General features: G+C 72.4%; 17 protein-coding genes and 1 tRNA gene. All 18 read left to right on the top strand.

All coding sequences use genetic code 11. From position 1 onward, the window contains the following. A partial coding sequence (locus ABS52_12005) for a hypothetical protein (GenBank protein ID ODT02729.1) occupies positions 1-589 on the top strand: 589 nt, incomplete at its 5' end. Continuing rightward, a complete protein-coding gene (locus ABS52_12010; protein ODT02730.1) occupies positions 586-936 on the top strand; it encodes a hypothetical protein in 351 nt (116 codons plus the stop codon). The genes ABS52_12005 and ABS52_12010, both read left to right, overlap by 4 nt. Positions 937-964: 28 nt before the next feature. Beyond that, positions 965-1,576 (top strand): gliding-motility protein MglA, encoded by a 612-nt coding sequence (locus tag ABS52_12015; GenBank protein ID ODT02731.1) that lies wholly within the window; start codon positions 965-967, stop codon positions 1,574-1,576. Positions 1,577-1,579: 3 nt separating this feature from the next. Further along, complete coding sequence (locus ABS52_12020; protein ID ODT02732.1) at positions 1,580-3,400, top strand: hypothetical protein; 1,821 nt, start codon at positions 1,580-1,582, stop codon at positions 3,398-3,400. Beyond that, entirely contained in the window at positions 3,400-5,019 is a 1,620-nt protein-coding gene (locus ABS52_12025) for a hypothetical protein (protein ODT02733.1), read from the top strand. The genes ABS52_12020 and ABS52_12025 overlap by 1 nt, the downstream gene beginning before the upstream one ends. A gap of 2 nt (positions 5,020-5,021) precedes the next feature. Continuing rightward, positions 5,022-5,522: a hypothetical protein gene (locus tag ABS52_12030; GenBank protein ODT02734.1), complete on the top strand. Its 501-nt coding sequence runs from the start codon at positions 5,022-5,024 to the stop codon at positions 5,520-5,522. Beyond that, the gene (locus ABS52_12035) at positions 5,503-6,579 is read left to right on the top strand and encodes a hypothetical protein (protein ID ODT02735.1); all 1,077 of its coding nucleotides are present in this window, start codon (positions 5,503-5,505) and stop codon (positions 6,577-6,579) included. The genes ABS52_12030 and ABS52_12035 overlap by 20 nt, the downstream gene beginning before the upstream one ends. Positions 6,580-6,764: 185 nt before the next feature. Beyond that, complete coding sequence (locus ABS52_12040) at positions 6,765-7,232, top strand: hypothetical protein (GenBank protein ID ODT02736.1); 468 nt, start codon at positions 6,765-6,767, stop codon at positions 7,230-7,232. Then, positions 7,229-7,738 carry a hypothetical protein gene (locus ABS52_12045; protein ID ODT02737.1) on the top strand — a complete coding sequence of 170 codons (510 nt, stop codon included), beginning with the start codon at positions 7,229-7,231 and terminating at the stop codon, positions 7,736-7,738. Before ABS52_12040 ends, ABS52_12045 begins: the two co-directional genes overlap by 4 nt. Beyond that, positions 7,692-8,651: a hypothetical protein gene (locus ABS52_12050; protein ID ODT02738.1), complete on the top strand. Its 960-nt coding sequence runs from the start codon at positions 7,692-7,694 to the stop codon at positions 8,649-8,651. The genes ABS52_12045 and ABS52_12050 overlap by 47 nt, the downstream gene beginning before the upstream one ends. A gap of 176 nt (positions 8,652-8,827) precedes the next feature. Next, the gene (locus ABS52_12055; GenBank protein ODT02739.1) at positions 8,828-9,664 is read left to right on the top strand and encodes a hypothetical protein; all 837 of its coding nucleotides are present in this window, start codon (positions 8,828-8,830) and stop codon (positions 9,662-9,664) included. A 260-nt stretch (positions 9,665-9,924) separates the two neighbouring features. After that, positions 9,925-9,998: transfer RNA gene (locus ABS52_12060), tRNA-Val, on the top strand. A gap of 45 nt (positions 9,999-10,043) precedes the next feature. Further along, positions 10,044-11,777 carry a hypothetical protein gene (locus ABS52_12065; protein ODT02740.1) on the top strand — a complete coding sequence of 578 codons (1,734 nt, stop codon included), beginning with the start codon at positions 10,044-10,046 and terminating at the stop codon, positions 11,775-11,777. Positions 11,778-11,987: 210 nt separating this feature from the next. Next, on the top strand, positions 11,988-12,914 hold the full coding sequence (locus ABS52_12070; protein ID ODT02741.1) for a 16S rRNA (cytosine(1402)-N(4))-methyltransferase: 927 nt from the start codon (positions 11,988-11,990) through the stop codon (positions 12,912-12,914). Next, positions 12,896-13,204, top strand: coding sequence for a hypothetical protein (locus ABS52_12075; GenBank protein ODT02742.1), 309 nt, complete (start codon positions 12,896-12,898; stop codon positions 13,202-13,204). Before ABS52_12070 ends, ABS52_12075 begins: the two co-directional genes overlap by 19 nt. 3 nt (positions 13,205-13,207) lie before the next feature. Then, on the top strand, positions 13,208-15,265 hold the full coding sequence (locus ABS52_12080) for a hypothetical protein (protein ID ODT02743.1): 2,058 nt from the start codon (positions 13,208-13,210) through the stop codon (positions 15,263-15,265). Continuing rightward, positions 15,262-16,743, top strand: a complete 1,482-nt coding sequence (locus ABS52_12085; protein ODT02744.1) for a UDP-N-acetylmuramoyl-L-alanyl-D-glutamate--2,6-diaminopimelate ligase — start codon at positions 15,262-15,264, stop codon at positions 16,741-16,743. Before ABS52_12080 ends, ABS52_12085 begins: the two co-directional genes overlap by 4 nt. Then, on the top strand, positions 16,740-18,131 hold the full coding sequence (locus ABS52_12090) for a hypothetical protein (GenBank protein ODT02745.1): 1,392 nt from the start codon (positions 16,740-16,742) through the stop codon (positions 18,129-18,131). The genes ABS52_12085 and ABS52_12090 overlap by 4 nt, the downstream gene beginning before the upstream one ends. Positions 18,132-18,149 lie beyond the last annotated feature (18 nt).

The following is an 18,149-nucleotide window of genomic DNA, read 5'->3' on the forward strand; positions in this document are numbered from 1 at the left end:
GCCCCCCGCCCCCGACGCCGTCACCGCCGCGTCCCCGGCGCGGCCCGACGGGGCACGTCCGGGCGCCCTCGACGTGACGACGCTCGATACCGCCGCCGCCGCCCAAGCGGCCGCCGCCCAAGCGGCCGCCGCCCAAGCGGCCGCCGCCCAAGCCGCCGCCACCCAAGCCGCCCCCGCCCAAGCCGCCGCCGCCCAAGCGGCCGCCGCCCCGGTCGTCGGGCCGCGCGCGCTCCCCGCCGTCTTCGCGGGGCTGGAGCAGGGGGGGGCGCTGGTGGCGCTGCTCGCGGACGCCGACGGCCTCGTGCTCGCCGGGGAGGCCCGCGACGCGTTCGGGCGCGACCGGTCGGAGGAGCTGGCGGCGGAGCTCGCGGCGCTGTCCGGCGACGCGGCGCGAGCCCTTCGCCAGCTGCACCTCGGGGAGTGGGAGCGCGTGCAGGTGGAGTGCGAGGGGGCGACCCTGGCGCTGGCGCCGGGGGGAGGGGAGACCGTGACCCTCGTCGTGACCGACGCCCGCACGCCGGCAGGGGTCCCGCGGCGCCTCCTCGACCGGGCGCAACGCCAGGCGGCCGCATGGCTGGAGTCGCTGTGAGCACGCGCCCGCTCGCGCCCTCGGTGGCGAGTCTCGCCCGCTTGCGCGGGGTGCGGGGTGTCCTGCTCACCTCGCTCGACGACGCCATCCCGATCGAGGCGAGCGTGCACGTCGACGTGGATCCCGACGCGCTGGCCGCCTTCGCGGCGGCGCTCTATCGGCGCGCGCACGCGGTGGCGGAGAGCTCCGGCGCGGGAGCGGTGAAACTCGTGTCGCTCGAGGCGTTCGCCGGCCGCCTGGCGGCCGCGGCGCGGGGGACGCTGTTGCTCGTCGTTCTCGCCGAGCGCGAGACCAACTCGGGATTGTTGCGCGTGTCGCTTCAGCGCGCCCTGGAGGAGCTGGCCTGACGGGGGCCCCGTCACCAGCACGGAACCGATGCCGATCATCAACTACGCCTCGCGCGAGATCACCTGCAAGATCGTCTACTACGGCCCGGGGCGGTCGGGGAAGACGACCAACCTGCACTACGTCTACGACCGCGTCCCCGACGCCCGGCGCGGGGCGATGGTGTCGCTGGCGACCCAGAACGAGCGCACCCTGTTCTTCGACTTCCTCCCCCTCGACCTGGGATCGATCGCCGGATTCCAGACGCGGTTCCAGCTCTACACGGTCCCCGGGCAGATCTACTACCGCAGCACGCGCAAGCTCGTGCTGTCGGGCGCCGACGGCGTCGTCTTCGTGGCCGACTCGCAGCGACGCCAGCTGGACGAGAACCTGGAGAGCCTCCGCGACCTGCACGAGGTGCTGGCGGAGCAGGGCGTTGACGCGCGCGGGCTCCCACTCGTCCTCCAGTACAACAAGCAGGACCTGCCGCGGGAACTCGTGTATCCGGCGGACGAGCTCGATGACGCCCTCAACTTTCGCGGGGTTCCGAGCTTCGCCGCCGATGCCCTGGTGGGAAAGGGAGTCTTCGAAACGCTGCGCAAGGCGTCGGAGCTCGTGCTCCGCCGGCTGGGCGCGGGCGCCGGCGCGGGCGCTGGGAGATAGGACGTGCTCGACGGACGCTTTCGGTTCGACAACTTCGTGGTCGGCGCCGCCAATCGCCTCGCGGCGACGGCGGCGCGCGCCGTGGCCGAGGCCCCGGGAGCCGCCTACAACCCGCTCTTCATCTACAGTTCGTCCGGGCTCGGCAAGACGCACCTGCTCGGCGCCGTCGGGTACCATGCCCGTCAGCTGCATCCCGAGCTCGTCGTGGAGTACCTGACGCTCGACGACTTCGTGGCGCAGCTCCACCAGGCGATCGGGACGGGGCGCGCCGACACCTTCAAGCGGCGGTATTCGGGGGTCGGGCTCCTGCTGCTCGACGACGTCCAGTTCCTCACGGGCCGGGTGGAGACGCAGAGCGAGATCCTGCGGGTCTTCAATGCCCTGCAGGGGAGCGGGCGCCAGATCGTGATGACGTGCGACCGCGCCCCGACCGAGATCGCCGACGTGGACGAGCGCCTGGTCTCGCGCCTGGCCGGCGGCCTGATCGTCGACGTCGGCCCGCCCGATTACGAGACCCGCGTCGCGATCCTCCGGAACAAGTGCGCCGAGGGCGAGGTGCGCTTCGCGCCCGGCGTGCTCGAGGAGCTGGCTCGCAGCCCGGCAGGCAATGTCCGTGAGCTGCAAGGCGCGCTCAACCGGCTGATGGCGCACCAGTCGCTCCTCGATTCCCCGGTGGGCGTGAGCGACGTGTGGCAGGTGCTGGGCAAGGTGCGCGGCGCCGAGCCGCCGCCGGCCGACGAGTTCGAGCACTTCGTCAGCGACCTGGCCACCACCGTGGCCGCGTCGGTCGAGACGTGGCGCGTGCGCCTGGGCGAGCGCATCGCGCGCTGGTCGGGCGAGGGGTTCCGCACCGACCGGCTGGAGCGCGAGCTGGCGCGCGCCACGCCCCCCGACGTCGAGGCGCTGGAAGGGGCGTTCGCCACCGACGTGGAGCGCTTGCGCGCCCTCGAGTCGGAGGCCATTCGCCTCGACCCGCGCCATGCCGGGCTCGCGCTCTTCCGCGACCCGGCCCGCCTGGCCGAGGCCGAGGACTTCGTCGCACGCGCCCTGGCGACGCACGAGCCGCTCCCGGCCCCGCGCAAGGGATATCGCCTGCAGGACCTGGTGCGCACCTCGCGCAATCGCATGGCCATCCAGGCGGCGACGCTGGTCACCGAGGCGCCCGGCAGCCGGTACAACCCGCTCGTGATCCACGGCCCTTCCGGGTCGGGCAAGACGCACCTCGCGCACGCCATCGGGAATGCGCTGCGCCTCCGCGAGGGGGAGGGGCTGCGGGTCGCGTGCCTCAGCGGCGCCGACTTCGTGGACGGGTTGATCGACGCGCTGCAGCAGGGGACGGTCGAGCGCTGGCGCGCGCGCTACCGCGGCACCGATGTCCTCATCGTCGACGACATCCACGCCTTCGACGGCAAGGAGCGGACGCAGGACGAGTTCTTCCACCTCTTCAACGTGTTGCAGCAGGCGGGGAAGCAGGTGGTGCTCACGCTCGATCGGCCGCTCGGCGCGCTGGGCGCGTTGCAGCCGCGGTTGCGCTCGCGCTTCGAGGGCGGGTTGGTCGCGGAGCTGGGGGTCGTCGACGGGGTGGATCGCTGGGGGCGGGGGACCCCGGTCCCCGAAGGCGACGAAGCGGCGGCACCCACCATCGACGCCATGCTCGACGAGGCGCTCGCGCCCGACCCGGCGCTGGCCGCCGACGCGCACGAGGCCGGCCTCGCCCCCCTGACCCAGCCGCCCCCGCCGCTCGACTCCTTCTTCTTCGACGCCGAGAAGATCGTGGCCGAGTGGCCGGGGACCGAGGGGCTGGTCGTGGAGGAGCTCCGCTGATGGCGATCCGCGGCTCCCTGCGCGAGGCCTCGCTCCCCGACGTCCTGCAGCTGCTGGCCATGGGGAAGAAGAGCGGCTGCCTGAGCGTCACGCACAAGCACTCGTTCGGCAACATCTACTTCGACCAGGGGCGCATCAGCTTCGCCTCGATCGTGAACCGGCGCGACCGGCTGGGCGACCTGCTGGTCAAGAACGGGCTCATCTCCCCGGCGCAGCTCGAGGCGGCCATCGCCCTCCAGGGACGCGCGCCCGAGCGCAAGCTGGGCGAGATCCTCATCGCCGAGCACATGCTCGCGCGCGAGGAGCTGCATCAGTACATCAAGCACCAGATCGAGGAGGCGGTCTACTTCCTCTTCACCTGGACGCAGGGGACGTTCTCGTTCGAGGCCGACGTGCGCCCCGACGCGCAGGACATCGTGGTCTCGATCAACCCGGAGTCGCTCCTGCTGGAGGGGGCACGCCGGGTGGACGAGTGGAGCCTGATCGAGAAGAAGATCCCCACCTTCGACCTGATCTTCGCCCTCGACCGCGAGCACCTGGGCGGGAGCGAGGTGGTCCTCACCCCGGAGCAGGAGCTGCTCGTGCCGCTGCTCGACGGGCGCCGCGACGTGAGCGCGATGGTCGACGAGTCGGGGCTGGGCGAATTCGAGGTGGGCAAGGCGATCTTCGGCCTCATCACCGCCGGATTCGTGCACCGGGTGGGACGGACGCGCGCCCCCGCGCAGGTCAGCAACGAGGCGCGGGTGGCCGAGCACCGCAACCTGGGGGTCGCGTTCTACAAGACCGGGATGCTCGACGAGGCGGTGCGCGAGTTCCGCCGTGTCACCGAGCTCAGTCCCGGTGACGAGCACGGGGAGTTCCTCCTGGGGCTGCTCGCCCTGCGGCAGGGGCACCTCGACGAGGCGGTACGCACGCTGCGCGCCGCTGCCGCGCGCCCCGGGCCGCCCCGCGGTGCCACGTTCCTGAACCTCGCGCATGCGCTCGCGCGGTCCGGGCGCCTCGACGAGGCCCGGCAGGCGCTCGCGCGCGCCGAGCAGCTCCTCCCGCAGGATCCCGCCGTGCAGCTGGCGGTGGCGGTCCTGGCGCTGCGGCGGCACGACGTGGCCGGGGCCGATGCGGCGCTGCGCCAAGCGGCAGGGCTGGCCGGGACGCGGGGGCGCCCGGCCGCCTGGTTCCACTACGCCGGACTCGTGGCCGCCATCCTCGGCGACATCGATCGGGCCGTCGCCCTCCTCAGCGAAGGGGTCACCGTGCATCCGCATTCGGCGGTCCTGCTCAACAACCTCGCCGCCGCGCTCGAGCGCCGCGGGCGCTACGCCGAGGCGGCCGCCATCGTGGAGCGCGGGCAGCTCGAGGACCCGACGCTCCCGCAGCTGCACAAGAATGCGGGCGACCTGCACTACCGCGCCGGCCGCTACGACGAAGCCCTGGAGTGCTACCAGCGCGCGGTGCGCGTGGCGCCCGACCTCGGCGGCGACGTCTGGCTCAAGCTGGGCAACATCCGGTTCCGGCGACGGGAGCGCGACGAGGCGCTGAAGTGCTGGGAACGATCGCTCGCCCTCGCTCCCGACAACCCGATGGCGCGGAACAACATCGATACGGCGCGGCGGCTCGCCTGACGATGAGCGACATCTCGCCTTCCCCGCTCGAACTCCACGTCAACGTGGGGCAGGCGGCCGTGCGCCGTGACCACGGCGTCCTGTCGTGCATCGGGCTCGGCTCGTGCGTGGCGCTGATCCTCTACGATCGCGCGGCCCGCGTCGGGGCCGTCGCCCACATCCTGCTGCCCAACGAGGCCCTCTCGCGCGCGCGCGGGGGGCCGGCCAAGTACGCGAGCACCGCCGTCTCCTACCTGCTGGACGAGATGCGCGCGATCGGGGCCGTCGAGGCGCCCGACGCCCGGCTGGTGGGCGGCGCGAGCATGTTCACCGGCATCCTCAACGGCGCCGGGGTCAACATGGGCGAGCGCAACGTGCAGGCGACGCGGCGCGCGCTCGCCGCCGTGGGCGTGCCGATCATCGGCGAGGAGGTCGGCGGGAACCATGGACGCAGCGTCTTCCTCGACGTGGCCACGGGCGTGGTGCGCGTGACGTCGATCCGCCATGCCGAACGCATCCTGTAGTCCGTACCGCGTGCTGGTCGTGGACGACTCGCCGTTCATCCGGCGCGTCGTGCGTGACGTGATCGCCGGGGCCCCCGACTTCCAGGTGGTCGGGGAGGCCGGCGATGGGCACGAGGCGATCGGCCAGGTGCACGCCCTCGCGCCGGACATCGTGACCCTGGACGTGCGGATGCCCGGACTGGACGGGCTGTCGGCGTTAGGCTACCTGATGAGCGAGGCGCCCTGCCCGGTCGTGATGCTGTCGGCCCTGGACGACGGGGGGGACACGACGATGCGCGCGCTCGAACTCGGCGCCGTCGACTTCGTCCGCAAGCCCTCGCAGGGGGACTCCCTCGACCTGGCGACGCTGCGCGAACGGCTGCTGGGGGCGCTGCGCACCGCGATGCTCGCGCGCTACCGTTCGGTCCCCGTGCTGGCACGCGCGCGCGGGGCGCCGCCCCGCCCCCCCGCCGCTGGGGAGGGGAAGGGGGCGACGCACGTCGTGGTGGTGGCGGCCTCCACCGGCGGGCCGCGCGCGCTTGCCGAGATCATCCCCTCGCTCCCCCCCATCCGGGCGGCCGTCGTGGTGGCGCAGCACATGCCCTCCGGCTTCACCGAGAGCCTCGCCCGCCGTCTCGACACCCTCGCGGCGATGCCGGTTCGCGAAGCGCGAGACGAGGAGGCGCTGGTGGGCGGGTGCATCTATGTCGCGCCGGGGGGGCGCCACACGACGATCGAGGGACCGCCGTCGGCCCCGCGCCTCCGCGTGCGGTCCGGCTTCCCGGTGCACGGCGTGGCCCCGGCCGCCGATCTCCTGTTCGCCAGTGCGGCCGACGTCTTCGCCGCCCGGAGCGTGGCCGTCGTCCTCACCGGGATGGGGCATGATGGCGCGGCGGGGGCGCGACGCGTGCGCGACGCGGGGGGCATCGTCGTCGTGCAGGACGAATCGACCTCCATCGTCTTCGGGATGCCCCAAGCCGCGCTGGCCGCCGCCCACGAGGTCGCGTCCCTCTCCGGGCTGGCGGCGGCCATCAGCCGCGCCCTCCGCTCGCGGGGGTGCGAGATGAGCGACGCATGAGGGTGCGCCGGAACCGCCGGTGCGCCGGAACCGCCGGTGCCACGGAGTCCGCCAGCTGCCGCGCGGTCCGTGACGAGTCGAACGCCAGAGCGGTCTAGTTGGTGACCATGCCTGCCACCCTACCCCCTCCCAGCGACCGTGCGACGGACGCCGCCTCCGATGGCGCCGGCGTCGCGCCATCCCTGGTGCGGTTCCGCGATCGCGTCCGCGCGCGCAGCGGGATGGCCGAGCTGCTCGCCTTCCGGGTGGGCGCGGAGCGATATGCCTTCGACGTGCGGGCGCTCGACGAGGCGCTCGACGCGCCGCCGATCGATCGCGTCGCGGCACACGAGACGTCGATCCTCGCCGGGCTCTTGCGCCTGTCGGGGGTGACCATTCCCGTCTTCGATGCGGGGCGCCTGCTCGGCGCCGGTGCGTCGCAGGGAGGGCAGGTGCTGGTGTTGCGCGGCGCGTCTCGCCGCATGGCGCTCCTCGTGGACGACGTGGACGACGTCGTGGCCCTCGACCTCGGGGGCGTGAGGCCGCCGCCGTTCGAGGCCTCGGACGACCTCCTCCTCGGCGTCGTCTGGGACGGCGCGTCGCTGACGTCGATCCTCGACGCACGCGCCATCGTCAGCGCCTGCCAGCAGCGCCCAACCGGAGGGAGCGCATGAACACGAACGAGCAGGTGCTGCGGCTCGTGACGTTCGGAGTGGGGAACGCCTCGTATGCCGCCGACATCGCGTGCGTGGAGCGGGTCCTCCGCCACGAAGGGGTGCATGCGATTCCCGGCATGCCGTCGTGGATGGAAGGGGTGATCGCGTACCAGGGGCGCGTCGTGCCGGTGGTGGACTTGCGCCGGCGCTTCGGCCTCGCGGAGCGATCCGGGGGCGCCGGTGGGCGTCTCCTCGTCTTCACGTGGGGCGACGACGCGATCGCGGCGGCCGTCGACCGGGTCGTCGACGTGCGGACCATCGCCCCCGGGGAGCTAGCCCCCCCGCCGCGCCTGGCCAGCGGCCCGTCCGCTGCCTTCCTGCGCGGCATGGTGCGGCAGGGCGAGGCGATGGTGGTAGTCCTCGACCCCATGCGCCTCCTCTCGGATGAGGAGCAGGCGTCGCTTCACGACTGCATCGATGCACCCGCGGTCGAGGCGGCGGACGGTCGTGCGCCCGATGCCTGAGGCGCCCTCCTCCCTCGCGACCGCCGGCCCCTTGCGCGAGCAGTTCGACGAGCTGCGCTCGTCGCTGGGTGCGCCGGACGCGGCGGAGCGCCGCGAGGCGCTCAAGGCGGACATCATCGCCCTCTACAGGGCGATCGAGTGTGAGCTGACCGACCTGGCTGCGCTCAAGGACGACGTGAAGGGGCTCGTGCAGCAGTGGAAATCGCTCGACGCCCTCGATGCGTCGCCCGCACCCGCTTCCGTGGTCCACGCACCCTCGGCCGCCACCACCGCTCCCGACGCGCCCCACGCCGCGCCGCCGACTCGCGCCGACCACCTCAATGCGTCCACGTTCCTCGAGAAGGGGTGGAGCCTCCTCTCGCTCGGGGACCACGCGGGCGCCGAGCAGGCGTTGCTCCGCGCGCTGGAGCTCTCGCCGAACGACCCGCAGGGAATATCGCTCCTGGGGTGGGCGCAGATGCTCCAGGCCAAGTACGACGACGCGCTGCTGAATTTCCAGAAGGTCCTGATGCGCGAGCCGCAGAACTCGCTCGCGCGCATCAATGTCGGCTACATCTGCCTCAAGAAGCAGATCTTCGGCGAGGCCATCGAGCACCTCTCGAAGGCGATCCGGCTCGACAACGACCGCAAGGCGACGCTCTACGCCCACTACTACCTCGGGCTCCTGTACCTGGAGCGGGAGATGTACGAGGACGCACAGAACTTCCTGAAGAAGGCGCTCGCGCTGGGTCCCAACCTGATCGAGGCGTACTACGAGCTGGGGCGCGCCATGTACTTTGCGGGTGACCGCGAGGGTGCGATGGCCGCGTGGCGCGACGGTGCGCGCGCCAACAAGTTCAGTCCATGGGGGAAGCGCTGCGCCGAATTGCTGAGCGAGGTAGAAGGTGGAGGTTCGCCGCCGCGCTCGTCGTAGCCGCGGCCCTCGTCCCCGCCAGCGCCGCCACGGCACAGGGCCAGCCGCTCCGCCTGCAGGGCGGGCGATTCACCGTCGAGGCGAGCCGGGGCGATGAGACGCTCGCCCGATCCATCCTCGCCGCCTCGGTCCGCGGCGACACCTTTCCCGGGCTCCCCCGGCCGCGCGCCCCGCTGGTGATCCAGGTGGCCCCCGATGCGGCGACCTTCCGCGCCTGGGCGGGCGATGGGGCACCGGAGTGGGGGGCGGCGTTCGCCATCCCGGAGGAGGGGCGGATCCTGATGCAGGGGCGGCGTGCCTCGTCGCAGGCCGGGGACCCCATGCACGTCCTCCGGCACGAGCTGGCCCACCTGGCGCTCCACGAATACCTGGGCGACCTCCCGCCGCGCTGGTTCGACGAGGGGTACGCGAGCTACGCGGCGGGTGAGTGGGACCGCGAGCAGGTGATCGCGACCAACCTGGCCCTCGCCGTGCGTGGGGTCCCCTCGCTGGCGGCCCTCGATTCGGGGTTCTACGCCGGCGCGTCGAGGGCCGACGCGTCGTACGCCTTCGCCTTCCGCGCGGTGGCCGAGCTGGCGGAGCTGGACCCGCAGCGCGGGCTGACGCTCCTGCTGGGGTACTGGCGCGAGGAGGGCGACTTCGAACGGGCGCTCCGCCGGGCGTACGGGCTCACGCAGGGCGAGTTCGAGCGGCGCTTTCGCGACCGGACGCGCCGGCGCTACGGGGCACTCGCCCTCTTCGCCGACGTCACGATCGCCGCGCTGCTGATCGTCTTCGTGGCGGGCCCCTTCTATGTAATCCGGCGGCGGCGCGACAAGGCTCGCCTCGCGGCGATGCGGGCGGCCGACGCCGAGGCCGAGCGGCGCGAGCGGGCGAGCACGATCGACCTGCTCCTGCGGCAGGACGTCCCCGGGGGGGACGGAACCCCGTCCTCGCTCGACGCGCCCCCCGACGCGCCCCCTGATGCAGCCCCTGGCGGCGAGCGAGAGGAGCCAACATTGCGGGATGATTAAGCGTAAGCGCCGCAGAGATATTCGCTTGACACTCCCCGTCGAGCATCCGTATCCTTCCGCACATATGGCACAACCCAGCCCGTCGCCGCGCTCGCGGCCACTTTTGTTTTGGGGACTCGCGCTCGCCACGATCCTCGCCGGATTCGCGGACCTTTGGCGTGGTGGCGAGACGATCGCGCCGATCCTCCTCGTGATCGGCTATTGCGTCCTGGTGCCGATCGCGATCCTCAAGTAGCGCAGACCCACAGCACGCCGTCGGCGGGCGAATAGCTCAGTTGGTCAGAGCGCCTGCCTTACACGCAGGATGTCGGGGGTTCGAGTCCCTCTTCGCCCATTCGAGCAGGTTTCGCGGACCCCGGTTTTCGGGGAGGTGTATGCAATGAACAACCCGTTGGAGGACATGAACGTGAAGGCTCGGCAGCGCCCCGGTCGCCTCGTTGCGGCATTCCTCGTTGGGCTTGCACTGCAGGGCTCCGTGTCGGAGCTCGGCGCCCAGCAGCAGACGTTGCAGCGTGGCCAGACGCCTGGCCCCCGCTTCATGGTCCCGGTACTGCGGAGCAACGAACGCAGCCTCGGCGCCCAGGTGGCCGACCAGCTCCGTGAGCGCATGGGGGGCGACTTCATGATGCGCACGCTCTGGATCATCCCCAAGAGCGACATCGACAACGCGCTCGAGCAGTCCGGCTACTCCAAGACGGAGCCGCTCAACGCGAACGACGCCAAGCAGCTCGCGAACCTCATCCGCGCCGAGGAGTACGTGGAGGGGACGGTCACGAAGAGCGACGCCGGGTACGAGTTCGATGGCTTCCTCCTGCTGGTCCGCGGGGACGGCATGGTGCAGCCGCTCCCCAAGGTGACGGCGCCGAAGATGGGCGACATCGCCAAGGGGGTGTCGAAGGCCATCGAGGATGCGCGCAAGCCGCTGGACGACATCAAGAAGTGCACGCTCAACGCGCGCCAGAGCAAATACGCCGATGCCATCGCCGACGCGAACAAGGGCATCAAGGACTACCCGAACTCGGTGATGTCGCGCGTCTGCCTCCTCGAGATCGCGAACTCCCAGAAGTGGGGCGCCGACTCGATCATCAAGTACTCCGAGGACGTGCTGCGCCTGCACCCGCAGAACCGTCGCGCCCTGGCGCTCGTCGCCGACGCGTACGGTGAGAAGAAGATGGATGAGCAGCAGATCCGGGCGCTCACCACGCTCCTCGCGCTCGACCCCACCAACGCCCGCCTCACCGAGTCGGTCGTGAACATCATCGCGGCCAGCGGCAAGCCGGAGGTCGCGCGCCCGATCATCGACGAGGCGGTCAAGCAGAACCCGGGCGACCCGTCGCTCATCCGCCTGCAGTGGCGCATCTACCTGGCGCTGCGCGAGTACCAGCAGGCGGTGGCGATCGGTGAGGAGATGGCCAGGGCGGACACCGCGGCGGCCGACACGAGCTTCTTCACGCGCATCGCATCGGCCTACCTGCTGTCGGGCGACACCGTCAAGGCCGCCGAGGCCGCCGCGCGCGGGACGGCGAAGTTCCCGAACAACGTGGCCCTGTGGATGCTGCAGGGGCAGTTGGCCCGCCAGGCGGGGCAGGGGCCGCAGGCGCTGGTCGCGCTGCGCAAGGCGCTCGCCCTCGACCCGAAGGCCGAGGGGGCCAACATGCTGGTGGCCCAGACGTTCGTGGAGATGAACCAGCTCGACAGCGTGGTGCCGGCCCTCGAGGCGGCGCTCGCCGCCGGTGACGACAAGGCGACGGTGGCCGGGATGGCGAACACGGTGGCCAACCGCATTCGCCAGTCCTATGCGACGTCGAAGAATGCCGACGAAGCCAGGAAGGGGCTCGCGGTCCTCGACTTCGCCGAGAAGGCGAGCCCGACGCCGCAGACCTCCTTCCTGAAGGGCGTCTTCAACCTGCTCCTCGCGCAGAACCTCCTGCAGGAGGCCAACTCGGAGAAGAGCTGCGCCAAGACGAAGGAGGTCGGGGCGTACCTCACCGAGGCGCAGATCAACCTCCCGAAGGGGGCCGCCGCCTTCCCCGACCAGGCCAAGACGCTGCTCGAGGGGATGATGCAGTTGGCGCAGTATCAGGGGCAGATGGAGAAGGCCTACTGCAAGTAGGACGCTTCGCCGTGCCGCACGAGGAGAAGCCCGCCACCGGCATGCGGTGGCGGGCTTTTCGCATCCGGCCGCGTAGTCTTTCGCGCCCGTCGATCCCCTCGCGCGACGTGATGCGGGGCAATGTACGGGATGTGCATAACCGTGTTAGGCGTATGTACTTGACGCATCGTTCAGGGCGCGGCTAGTATGACGCGTCCATCCACTGGCCGCATGTCCTGGGAAAGCGCCTACCATGCGCCGGTTCTCGCGCGCGAGGTTGCTGAGTTGTTAGGCGACGCACGGCACGTCCTCGATGGCACGCTGGGCGGTGGCGGCCATGCGCTGGCGCTGCTCGAGCGTGGCACGCGGGTGACCGGCATCGATCGCGATCCGGAAGCCGTCCGAGAGGCGCACCAGCGACTGGCGCCGTACATCGCCGACGGTCGGCTCGCCGTGTTCCAGGGGAACTATGCCGACCTGGAGGCGATCCCCGAGCTGGCGGCGGCGCGCTTCGACGGGATCCTGCTCGATCTCGGGGTCTCGTCGCACCAGCTGGACGATGAGCGTCGCGGCTTCACCTTCCGCCCGGGGGCGATCCTCGACATGCGCATGGGCGAGGATGCCACGATGACGGCCGGCGAGTTCCTGAACACGGCGCCGGAGAGCGAGCTGGCGTGGGTCTTCCGCGAGTACGGGGACGAGCGCCGCGCCCCGCGCCTGGCGCGCGAGGTGGGGCGGCGCCGCGAGACGCGCCCCTTCGTCACGAGCGATGACCTGGTCGGGGCGATCCGCGGGGCGCTGGGTCCCACGACCGGGCCGGCCGACTTCGCGCGGCTGTTCCAGGCGGTGCGCATCGCGGTCAACCACGAGCTCTCGGGGCTCGAGCGCGCCCTGCCGGCCCTGCGCGCCCACCTCAACCCGGGCGGGACCCTCGCCGTCATCGCCTATCACTCGGGCGAGGACCGCCTGGTCAAGCACGCCTTTCGCGAGTGGAGCACGGCGTGCACCTGCCCGCCGCGGCAGCCGGTCTGCACGTGCCGGGGCGTGGCGTTAGGCACGCTGGTCACGCGCCGGGCGGTGACGGCGGCCGACGATGAAGTGGCGGTGAACCCTCGCGCGCGGAGCGCGCGGCTGCGGGCATGGCGAAGCGCCGCGTAGCGCGGCGCGGCCGCGTGCAGGTGGCGATCGGGCTCGCCGTCTTCGTCGTCGTGATGACCGGCGTCGTGTGGCGCCGCACGGTCGGCTACGCGCGCGCCGTCGCGATGCGGCAGCTCGAGGGCCAGGTGAAGGAACTCGAGGCGGAGCGCGCGAAGCTCATCACCGACATCCGGAGCGCCATGAGCATCGGGCGTCTCGGGCCCGTCGTCCAGGCCCGTCTCGGGATGCGGCAGGCGAGCGATTCCCAGACCATCCGGCTCCCGATGCCGGCGCCGCGCGCGAAGGACTGACGCATGCGGATCCCCTCGCGCCTCACCATCGTCCACGGCGTCCTGGTCGCGTTCTCCATCGCCCTCGTGGCCCGGGCCGGGCAGGTGCAACTCCTCCAGCACCAGCGGTGGGAGCAACGGGCGGCCCGCCAGCACACGGCCGAGGCGTCGCTCCCGGCACCGCGCGGCGAGATCGAGGACGCCACCGGCACCACGCTGGCGCGGAGCCGCGAACTGGTGCGCCTGAGCTTCGACCTCGACAACATGAAGGATCGGCGAGGCCTGTACCGGATGCTGCTCAAGGTCGGGGTCCCGCCGCTCCGCGCGCGCCCCGTCCTCGACCGCCGGCGCAAGTGGTACGACCTGCGCGAGCGCTTCCAGCCCTCCGACGTCGCCGCCCTCCTCAAGATGCCGGGGGTGCGTTCGGCGCCCGCGGGGGAGCGCGTCTACGTGCAGTCCGAGGGGACGCGCGAACTGCTCGGGCGCGTGAATCCCGACGGGGCCGCGATCGAGGGGCTCGAGCTGTTCCTGGATTCGCTGCTGCGCGGCGAACCCGGGCGCGCCCGGACCATGAAGTCGCCCAGCGGGCGGCGATTCGGGGCGCCGCAGACGCTGACCGAGCCGCCGCAACCCGGCCATACGGTGCGGCTGACGGTGAACCAGGTGCTGCAGGACATCTGCGACCAGGCGCTGGCCGACGCCACGCGGCGTCTCAATGCCGACGGCGGGGACATCGTCATCCTCGACCCGCACACGGGAGAGATCCGGTGCCTGACGAGCCACCGGCGCGGCGTCCCGGGAACCACTCCGTCGACCATCGTCGAGCCGTTCGAACCGGGGTCGACGCTCAAGCCGTTCCTCGTCGCCCGCCTCCTGGAAGCGGGAAGGGCGACACCCGACGAGATGATCCAGACCTACAACGGCGTGTACCAGGCGTTCGGGCGCCGCATCACCGACGTCCACAAGGCCCAGGCGATGACCGTCGCCGACGTCATCCGGTATTCGTCGAACGTCGGGATCGCGCGGCTGAGCGAACGGGTGAGCGACGCCGAGCTCTTCATGCTGTACCGCGACCTGGGATTCGGGACACCGACCGGCGTCTCCTATCCGTCGGAAGCGGCGGGGGTGCTGTACGAGCCGCGGCGCTGGTCCCGGCAGTCGCATCACTCGCTCGCCATCGGCTATGAGCTCAGCGTGACGGCACTCCAACTGGCGCTTGCATACGGCGCCATCGCCAACGGCGGGGAGTTGATGGCGCCGGCGCTGGTGAAGGAGATCCGCGACGCCGCGGGAACGGTGGTGTACCGGCACGCGCCGCGTCCCGTGCGGCGCGTCTTCCGCGAGGAGACGACGCGGGCCGTGATGGCGATGCTGGAGAGCGTCGTCGACAGCGGGACGGCGCAGGACGCCGGGCTCGCCACCTTCGACCTGGCGGGGAAGAGCGGGACGGCGCGCCGCGTGGTGGGCGGTCGGTACGGGCGCGGCGGGACCCTGGCGTACAATTCATCCTTCGTGGGGCTCTTTCCCGCGCGCAAGCCGCAGTATGTCGTCCTGGTGAAGTTCGACAACCCGCGCGGCACGTACTACGGCGGCAAGACGGCGGCGCCCGTCAGCAAGGCGGTGATCACGGCCGCCCTCGCGGCGCGCGATGCCTCGCTGGACTGGGCCAACCTTCCGCCGCAGCGCGTCTCGTACATCCCCCCGGCCGCGGAAGCGGCGCCGGCGGCCCTCGACGTCCTCCCCGACCGGGAGGTGGCCGATGGCGCCGTCGCGGGCGCCGGCGCGCGCGGAGCGGACGCCGCCCCGTGGACGGCGTCGGTCCCGCTCGTCGACACGGTGCCCGAGCCGGGGCCCCGAGCCCCGGCGCGCTTCGACATCTCGCACCCGCTCCGCGAGCAGGTGCCGCCGTCGCGGGTCGTCTCCGTCCCCGACGTCCGCGGGCTGCCGCTCCGGGTGGCGGTGCGGGAGCTGCACCGGGCCGGCTTCCGCGTGCAGCTGACGGCGGGGGGACGCGGGGGCACGTCGCCGGTGGCCGGCGCGGCGGTGCGCACCGGCTCCCTGGTGCGGCTGGGGCGGCCGTGACGTCGCTCGCATCCCTCGCGGCCATCGTCGACGCGCTCCGCGATGCCGGGGTCCTGGTCGAAACCCTCGGCACGCTGCCGCTCACGGCGCGGTCCGTCACCGATGATTCCCGCCACGTCGCCCCTGGCGCCCTGTTCATCGCCGTGCGCGGGAGCGTGCACGATGGGCACGACTTCCTCGCCGCGGCCGAGGGGGGAGGGGCGGCCGCCGCGATCGTGGAGGATCCGGGGCGCACGACGCTCCCGCGCATCGTGGTGCGCGACGGACGGCGGGCGGCGGCCGTGGCCGCCGCCGCTGCCCATGGATTTCCCGGACGCTCGCTGTCGTTCGTTGGGGTGACGGGAACGAGCGGCAAGACGACGACCGTCTCGATGCTGCGCCACCTGCTCGATGCCCCCGGGACCCCGGCGGCCTCGATCGGGACGCTGGGGGTCCTGGTGGGGAGCGAGGGGGCGCCGCTCCCCGGCGGGGCCGGCCTCACCACCCCCGGGCCGGTGGAGCTCCAGCGCCTGCTGCGCCTCCTGGTCGACGCCGGCATCCGGCGGGTGGCCATGGAAGTGTCCTCGCACGCGCTCGACCAGCGGCGCGTGGAGGGGGTCCGGTTCGACGCGGCGGTGTTCACCAACCTCTCGCGCGATCACCTCGACTACCACCCCAGCATGGAGGCGTACCTCGCCGCCAAGGCCCGGCTGGTGTCGCACATTGCGCCTGGCGGCATCGCGGTCGTCAACGACGACGTGGACACGTGGCGCAGCCTCCCCCCCGCGCCACGCGTGGTGCGCTACGGCGTCTCCAGCGCGCGCGCGGACGTCCGGGCGGCCGGCGTGACGTACACACCGGCCGGGAGTGCCTGGCGCCTCGTGACCCCCGCGGGCGAGGCACCGGTCACCCTCCCGCTCATCGGCGACTTCAACGTCGCCAATGCGTTGGGCGCGGCCGCCGCCGCATGGGCCCTCGGCCTGTCGCCCGCCGGCGTCGCGGCGCGCCTGTCGTCGCTCCCGCAGGTCCCGGGGCGCCTGGAGAAGATCCTCGACCGGCCGACGGTGCTGCGCGACTACGCGCACAAGCCCGATGCGATGGAGCGCGCGCTCGCGGCGGTGCGCCCGTTCACCACCGGACGGCTCATCGTCGTCTTCGGGTGCGGGGGCGACCGCGACCGGGGGAAGCGCCCGATCATGGGAGCGATCGCCGAGCGGCTGGCGGATGTCGTGATCGTCACCAGCGACAACCCGCGCACGGAAGATCCGGAACGCATCCTCGACGAGATCGAGGCCGGGATGCAGCGTCCGCACGAGCGCCTCGAGGACCGCCGCGCCGCGATCGCCCGGGCCCTGGCCATCGCCGCCCCGGGTGACGTGGTCGTCCTGGCGGGGAAGGGGCACGAGACGTACCAGATCCGCGGCACGACCTCGCATCCGTTCGACGAGAAGCGCATCGTGCACGAACTCGCCACGTCGGTCGCCGACGGAACGCCATGAATTTCTGGACACTGGATCGCCTGGCCCAGGCGCTGGCCGATGAACTGGACGGGGCACGCCCGGAGGGGCGGATCGCCCTCGGGCGCGTCGTCACCGACACGCGGATCGTCGCACCCGGCGACGTGTTCGTGGCGCTCATCGGCGAGCGTTTCGACGGCCACGACTTCTGCGCCGAGGCCGTGCAGCGCGGCGCCGTGGCCCTCGTCGTGTCGGAGCCCCGCCAGGTGCATGGCCTGGGGGTCCCGGCCTTCACCGTCGGGGACACCACGCGCGCGCTCGGCGCGTTAGGCAGCTACCGGCGCAGGGCGTGGCGCGGGCCAGTGGTCGCCGTCGCCGGCTCCAACGGCAAGACCAGCACCAAGGAGCTGGTGGCCGCCGCGCTGTCGAGCGTCCTGTCGGTGCATGCCACCCGCGGGAACCTCAACAACCAGGTGGGCGTACCGCTGACGCTCCTGGCCATTCCCGACGACGCCGACATCGCGGTGGTGGAAATCGGGACCAATCACCCGGGCGAGGTCGCCGCCCTCCGCGCGATCGTCGAGCCCGACATCGCCGTCGTCACCTCGATCGGCGAGGAGCACCTGGAAGGGTTCGGCGACATCGAGGGGGTGCTGCGCGAGGAGTGCTCGGTGTTCGACGGCGTGGCGCTCGCCATCACGCCGTCGGCCCAGCCGGAGGTGGCGCGCGAGGCCCGGACGCGCGCCGGACGCGTCGTCGAGGCGGGATGCGACCGTGGCGACGTGTACCCCGCGTCGTGGGGGGTCTCGGAGGACGGGCACGGGTGGGCGACGTTGGGCGACGTGACGCTCCGCGTCCCGCTCCTTGGCGCCCACAACGTGCGCAACGCGATGCTGGCCATCGCGGTGGCGCGCTCGTGCGGCATCGCCGACGCCGATGCCGTCCGCGGGATCGAGTCCATGCCCCCCCTCCGCATGCGGAGCGCGCTCGAGGCGCTGGGGAGCATGCGCCTGCTGAACGACGCCTACAATGCGAATCCCGCGTCGGCACGCGAGGCGCTCGCCATGCTCGACGCGATCGGGGGCGAGCGCCCGCGCGTGGCCGTGCTCGGCTCGATGCTGGAGCTCGGGCCCCAGGGCGTGGCGCTCCACGAGGAGATCGCGGCCCGGGCGCTGGCCTCGCGCGCCTCGGTGGTGGCCGGCATCGGGGAGTTTGTCGCGGCACTCCAGAAGCTCGCGCCAGGCGACCCGCGCGTCATCGTCGCTCCCGATGCCGAGGCGCTCTGGCCGTTGCTGGCCCCACGGCTCGCCCCCGACGCCATCGTCCTCCTGAAGGGCTCGCGCGGCACCCGGCTCGAGCGCCTCGTCCCGTTCCTTCGTGCGTTCGCTGGCGTTCCGGAGCCGGACTCGGCGCCCGCCAACGCTCACTGACCCCCGCTCCCCGCCTTC

The sequence above is a fragment of the Gemmatimonadetes bacterium SCN 70-22 genome, assembly GCA_001724275.1.
Lineage (GTDB): Bacteria > Gemmatimonadota > Gemmatimonadetes > Gemmatimonadales > Gemmatimonadaceae > SCN-70-22.

Excerpts from the sequence above, each read along its gene's own strand:
- ABS52_12015 (ODT02731.1), top strand. The coding sequence starts at position 965 with ATGCCGATCATCAACTACGCCTCGCGCGAGATCACCTGCAAGATCGTC.
- ABS52_12025 (ODT02733.1), top strand. The coding sequence starts at position 3,400 with ATGGCGATCCGCGGCTCCCTGCGCGAGGCCTCGCTCCCCGACGTCCTG.
- ABS52_12030 (ODT02734.1), top strand. The coding sequence starts at position 5,022 with ATGAGCGACATCTCGCCTTCCCCGCTCGAACTCCACGTCAACGTGGGG.
- ABS52_12035 (ODT02735.1), top strand. The coding sequence starts at position 5,503 with ATGCCGAACGCATCCTGTAGTCCGTACCGCGTGCTGGTCGTGGACGAC.
- ABS52_12045 (ODT02737.1), top strand. The coding sequence starts at position 7,229 with ATGAACACGAACGAGCAGGTGCTGCGGCTCGTGACGTTCGGAGTGGGG.
- ABS52_12050 (ODT02738.1), top strand. The coding sequence starts at position 7,692 with ATGCACCCGCGGTCGAGGCGGCGGACGGTCGTGCGCCCGATGCCTGAG.
- ABS52_12065 (ODT02740.1), top strand. The coding sequence starts at position 10,044 with ATGAACAACCCGTTGGAGGACATGAACGTGAAGGCTCGGCAGCGCCCC.
- ABS52_12070 (ODT02741.1), top strand. The coding sequence starts at position 11,988 with ATGTCCTGGGAAAGCGCCTACCATGCGCCGGTTCTCGCGCGCGAGGTT.
- ABS52_12075 (ODT02742.1), top strand. The coding sequence starts at position 12,896 with ATGGCGAAGCGCCGCGTAGCGCGGCGCGGCCGCGTGCAGGTGGCGATC.
- ABS52_12080 (ODT02743.1), top strand. The coding sequence starts at position 13,208 with ATGCGGATCCCCTCGCGCCTCACCATCGTCCACGGCGTCCTGGTCGCG.
- ABS52_12090 (ODT02745.1), top strand. The coding sequence starts at position 16,740 with ATGAATTTCTGGACACTGGATCGCCTGGCCCAGGCGCTGGCCGATGAA.